This window comes from Hymenobacter coccineus (genome assembly GCF_001816125.1).
In the GTDB taxonomy this organism is placed as follows: domain Bacteria; phylum Bacteroidota; class Bacteroidia; order Cytophagales; family Hymenobacteraceae; genus Hymenobacter; species Hymenobacter coccineus.
The window spans coordinates 1-4,630 of the sequence record NZ_MDZA01000176.1 but is presented as its reverse complement, the minus strand read 5'-3'; the positions used below and the strand labels follow the sequence as shown (position 1 = coordinate 4,630).

Below are 4,630 nucleotides of genomic sequence, written 5' to 3'. Positions count from 1 at the left end.
AGCCGGCGCACCCGGCTCAGCAGCGAGCCGCGCCCGCCGGTGGCGGCCAGGGCCAGGTGCGGCACGGGGGCCAGCACGGCGGTTTGGCTCCACTCGGCCAGGGCGGTGAGGGCCCGGGCCAGCCGCAGCGGGTCGCCGCCCACGAGGTCGGTGGCGAGGTCGTCGCAGCAGTTTTCGCGCTCATCGCGCAGGCACTGGCCCAGGTACCACACGGCCGGGTGATAGAAAAACACGGTTTCGGCCACGGTTTGCAGCAGGTTCACGAGGTAGTCGCGGCGCAGCACGTGGGCCAGCTCGTGGGCCAGAATGGCCTCCACGCACGCCACCGGCAAGCCCGCCACGGCGCCCAAGGGCAGCAGCACCAGGGGCCGCAAGTGCCCCACCACCAGCGGCGCAGCCACCAGCCCCGACTCCAGTAAAGCCACCGGCCGGCGCAGGCCGGCCCGCGCCACCAGAGCCCCCAGGCGCGCTTGCCAAACGGCTGGCAGCGGCCGGGTGCGGTGGCGGCGCAGCCGCTGCACGTACAGCAGCCCACCCAGCAGGCGCAGGCTCATCACCAGCAGGCCCAGGCCCCAGGCCAGCACCAGCCAGGGCAAATTTTGGTCGAAGTGCTGGCGGGCCGTGGCCAACCAATTTGCGTGCAGTGGAGCAGCCGCGGCCGTTACGGCGGGCGCAAAGCTGGCAGCAGTGGCCACCACGGCCACGGGCGTAGCAACGGCGGACGTCGGTTCAACAACGCTGTAGGTAGGCGCGGCCAGCTTTTCCGGGGCCCCGTAGTAGTACCCGAAGGTGCCCGCTGCCGCCAGTACCAGGGCCCCGAGGGCCCCGGCTGCTACCCGGTAGCGCACCGCTGCCGGGCGCCGGCGCAGCACCAGCAGCGCCACGGCTACCACGGCCGCCGCCAGCGCGCCCTGCCACAGCGAGTGCAGCAGCGTCCAACCCAAGGCCCGCAGCACGGCAGGCGACAAAATTTGCTCAAGCGCGGTCATGGTCGTCGTCGGTGGTAGAGGTGGAGGAATTTTGAATCTCGATATCGTTCAGCAGCCGGCGCAGCTGGGCCAGTTCGTCGGCCGAGGTTTGGCGGTTGCCCAGGGCCTGCATCACCAGCTTCAGGGCCGAGCCGCCGAAAGTGGCCGCCACGAACTTGTCGAGCAGCAGGTTTTGGGTGTCTTGCTCGCGCACAGCGGCCCGGTACACGTGGCTGCGGCCCTCGTCGTCGCGCCGCACCAAGCCCTTGTCGAGCATCAGTTGCAACAGCTTCAGGGTGGTGGTGTAGCCAACTTCGGCCTGCCGCCGCTGGCCCAGCTCGTCGTTCACGGCGCGCACCGTGGCAGGCCCGTGCGTCCAGAGCACGTGCAAAATTTCCAGTTCGGAATCGGTAGGTTTGGGCGGGGCTTTGCTCATGCGGGAATAGCTAAGCACTACGAATCATTTCGTAGGACAACGCAAATATGCTACGAACACATTCGTAGTTACAAGCACATCATACGAAACAATTCGTATGATGTGCTTTATGCCCGTTAACACGCTGCTAATTAAGCAAATATTTTTTCTATAAATATTGCTCATTCCTATTTTTCATCCTGGTTAGCGCTTCCGCTTCAGCGTTACGCGGGCCCGGTGGCAAATGCCGCCCAGCGGCGGGTTGAATTTGCTGACGCTGATTTTCACCTGCTGCACGTGGGGCAGTTCGGCCATCACGCGGTCGAGCACGCGGTGGGCCACGTGCTCCAGCAGCCGAGCAGGGGCCCGCATTTCCTCGGCCACCAAGCGGTACAGCACTTCGTAGTTCACGGTGTTGTCAAGCTTGTCCGATGCGCCCGCGGCCAGCAAATTGGTGCGGATGTACAGGTCCACGCCGTACTTGTTGCCGATGCGCTGCTCCTCGTCGTAATAGCCGTGGAAGGCGAAAAACTCCATCCCTTCGAGTGCAATCTGGCCCACGGTTTTCAGGTTAATGGTTAGGTAAAATATTCACATCCAGGGCCCCACCTTGTAGCGTGGACTCTGCGAGTCCGCGCCGCTCGCTTCGTCCTGCCGGTAATCGTTCGGCGAGCCGGGCAACGCGAGGACTCGCAGAGTCCACGCTACAACCAACGGCAACCGTTCAGAGCCGCAGACTACAACCAAAGGTCAGCGCAGCTAAAGTCCGCGTTACAGCGCAAAGCCAGCCTGCTGGTACAAAAGTGGCACAAAAAAAGCCCGCGCCAGGCGCGAGCTTTTTAAAGAACAGAATCGGCCACAAGATTCGGCTAATTCGATAAATCCGTGGTCTAGATTTCGTCAAAAAACGATTTCTCGGCGGCCGCGGCGCCCATGGGCTGGCCGGGGTGCGTCACGGGCGAGGGCTGGCCAATTTCGGGCCGGTCGGGGCCGATGGGCATGATGTCGGGCGCAGCGGGCTCCACGTAGGGCGGGGCCGGGTCGGGCACTTGCGACGGAGCGGGCTGCTCGATGTTAGGCGCGGGCGCGATGCCGGGGTTTTCGGCCGGGGCACTGGGGCGCTCAATGTCGGGGCCCGGGGCCTGGCCGGGGTCGGGCTGCTGGCCGGGCTTGGGGTTATAGTCGATCGGCGCGGGCACCAGGGCAGGGCCCTGGTCGGGGCGTCGACGAAGGTCGACGGGCTGGGCGCGGGGGCAGCCGGCGCGGTCAGTACAGAAGCGGAAGCAGTGAACATGGCAGGTGGGGTTTCGGAGGCGACCGGTTCGGTGGGCCGCTCCACCTTTACGCTGGCCGCCCGCGAAAGGATGGCCGCCGCACCGCCTTTGGGCCGCTGGCCGGCTTTGTCGGCCTTCTCGACCGCGTCGGCGGCCAGGCGCTGCAAGTCGCGCACCAGGCCGTCAAGTTGCTGCTCCAGCTGCTGGCACTCCTGGCCCAGGCCGCTGGCTTGGCGCTGCATGTCGGCCACGGTTTTTTCGGCCGTTTGGTAAGCCTCGTCCACGATGGCGCGGGCGCGCTGGCGGGCTTCGGCCAGGGCGTGCTCGGCCTGCATCTGGGCCTCGCGCCGGTGCAGGGCGGCCTCGCGCTGGGCCTGCTCGGTGATGCTGTGGCCGGTATCCTCGGCCGTTTTCAAGGTGCGGTAGAGGCTGCTTTCCACCTCGCGCATCTTCTGCACGTCCAGCTGGGCGTGTTCCAGCTTGAGGCGCAGCTCGCGGTTTTCGTCACCCAGCCGCTCCCACTGCTGCGACACGGTGGTGAGGAAGGCCTGCACTTCGTCGCGGTCCACGCCCCGGAAGGACTTTTCAAACGTTTTCTGCCGGATGTCGAGGGCGGTAAGTTTCATAGTTTTAGCTATTGGCTCTCAGCTGTTAGCTGTTAGCTTTTTTTAGTAGGAGGAATATAGATAAGCGCGCAGTACCCGCACTATTTAGCTCTTTTTAGAATGATTGGAAGCAAGCGCGCAGTACCACAAAAAGCTGATAGCTAGCAGCCAAGAGCTAAAAGCCCATTAAAGCTTACCCAAACTGCCACACGGCCAGGCTGCGGTCGTCGCTGCACGAAACTAGCCGGTTTTCGGTACCCGACCAAACCAGGCGGTTCACCGACGTGCCGTGGCCGGCGGCCCGCGCCCGGTCGAGCACGCGCAGCAGCGTGCGGTCGGCGGCGTCCCAGATTTTGATGCTTTTGTCTAGGCTGCACGAAGCCAGGTAGCGGCCGTCGGGGCTGAAGGCCAGGTTGTTGATGGTGTACATGTGGGCCCCCACGGTTTGGGCCAGGGCGTAGCCGGCGGCCACGTCCCAGGCCCGGATCTGGGCATCGCGCCCGGCCGTGAGCAGCGTGCCGCCGTCGGGCGAATAGGCCACGGCGAACACCGAGTTGGTGCTCTCGCCCAACTCGTATTTCAGGGCCAGCGAGTCGAGGTCGAGGATGCGGGTGAGGGCGTCGGAGCTGCCCACGGCCAGCTCGGCGCGGCCTTCGTGCAGGGCCAGGCAGCGCAGGCTTTTGCCCTGGGCCACGCGCAGCAGCTTTTCGAGGCGCAAATCGGGCAGCGTGAGCACGGCCAGCGTGCCGTCGGCCAGGCCCGCGTATAGGCGCTGGCGGCTTTCCGACACCACTATTTCAAAGATGGCCACCGGCGGCAGGGCGGCGGCGCGCACCAACGTTTTCTCCGCTAAGTCGATGGCTTGCAGGCCCTGGAAGTTGTGGCCCAGCACCAGCCAGTTCAATTCCGGCACGTGGCGCAGGGCGTACACCGAGTTCTCGACGCGGGCCAGCACCTCGCCGTCGCGGGCGGGGTCGGCGGCGTCCCAGCCCACCACCAGGCCGTCGGCGCCCGACGAATACACGGCGCTGCCGGGGCCCCCGGTCATGGCGTATACCGCGTCGCGGTGCCCGGTGAGGGCAGCAATTTTGTGGACTTCCGGGCGAACCATGCCGCGAAGGTACGGCCGGCCCCTACCTTCGCGGCCCGCTCCCCGCGCCCGTTTATGCCCCTGCACTGCCTGCTGCGCCTCTCCCCCACCGCCGTGCTGGGCCTTTGGCACCGCACCGAAACCGCCGCGGCCCTGGGGGCCCTGCTGCCCGCGGGGGCCCCCTACCCGCCCTGCTGCCCCCCACCGCCGGCCCCGAGCGCCAGGGCCAGTGGCTGGCCGGCCGCGTGCTGGCCCACGCCGTGGCGCCGCGCTGTGGC

At 66.3% G+C, this 4,630-nt stretch carries 6 protein-coding genes; 1 reads left to right on the top strand and 5 read right to left on the bottom strand.

All coding sequences use genetic code 11. The annotated features are described in order from the left end of the window. The 5 genes from BEN49_RS11435 to BEN49_RS11415 form a co-directional block, all read right to left on the bottom strand. Positions 1-989, bottom strand: a 989-nt coding sequence (locus BEN49_RS11435) for a M56 family metallopeptidase (RefSeq protein WP_141765651.1), incomplete at its 3' end; no start/stop codon positions are given. Continuing rightward, on the bottom strand, positions 976-1,404 hold the full coding sequence (locus BEN49_RS11430) for a BlaI/MecI/CopY family transcriptional regulator (protein WP_070743480.1): 429 nt from the start codon (positions 1,402-1,404) through the stop codon (positions 976-978). The genes BEN49_RS11435 and BEN49_RS11430, both read right to left, overlap by 14 nt. Before the next feature lie 183 nt (positions 1,405-1,587). Next, positions 1,588-1,944 (bottom strand): dihydroneopterin aldolase, encoded by a 357-nt coding sequence (gene folB / locus BEN49_RS11425; protein WP_070743477.1) that lies wholly within the window; start codon positions 1,942-1,944, stop codon positions 1,588-1,590. A 391-nt stretch (positions 1,945-2,335) separates the two neighbouring features. After that, on the bottom strand, positions 2,336-3,283 hold the full coding sequence (locus BEN49_RS11420; protein ID WP_070743474.1) for a DivIVA domain-containing protein: 948 nt from the start codon (positions 3,281-3,283) through the stop codon (positions 2,336-2,338). 172 nt (positions 3,284-3,455) lie between these two features. After that, positions 3,456-4,373, bottom strand: a complete 918-nt coding sequence (locus BEN49_RS11415; RefSeq protein WP_070743471.1) for a WD40 repeat domain-containing protein — start codon at positions 4,371-4,373, stop codon at positions 3,456-3,458. A 54-nt stretch (positions 4,374-4,427) separates the two neighbouring features. Between BEN49_RS11415 and BEN49_RS11410 the strand changes: the two genes are divergently transcribed. Further along, a partial coding sequence (locus tag BEN49_RS11410) for a hypothetical protein (protein ID WP_204376094.1) occupies positions 4,428-4,630 on the top strand: 203 nt, incomplete at its 3' end.

What these genes read in the sequence shown, in the direction of transcription:
- BEN49_RS11415 (WP_070743471.1), bottom strand. Translation starts at nt 4,373, where the DNA reads ATGGTTCGCCCGGAAGTCCACAAAATTGCTGCCCTCACCGGGCACCGC.
- BEN49_RS11430 (WP_070743480.1), bottom strand. Translation starts at nt 1,404, where the DNA reads ATGAGCAAAGCCCCGCCCAAACCTACCGATTCCGAACTGGAAATTTTG.
- BEN49_RS11420 (WP_070743474.1), bottom strand. Translation starts at nt 3,283, where the DNA reads ATGAAACTTACCGCCCTCGACATCCGGCAGAAAACGTTTGAAAAGTCC.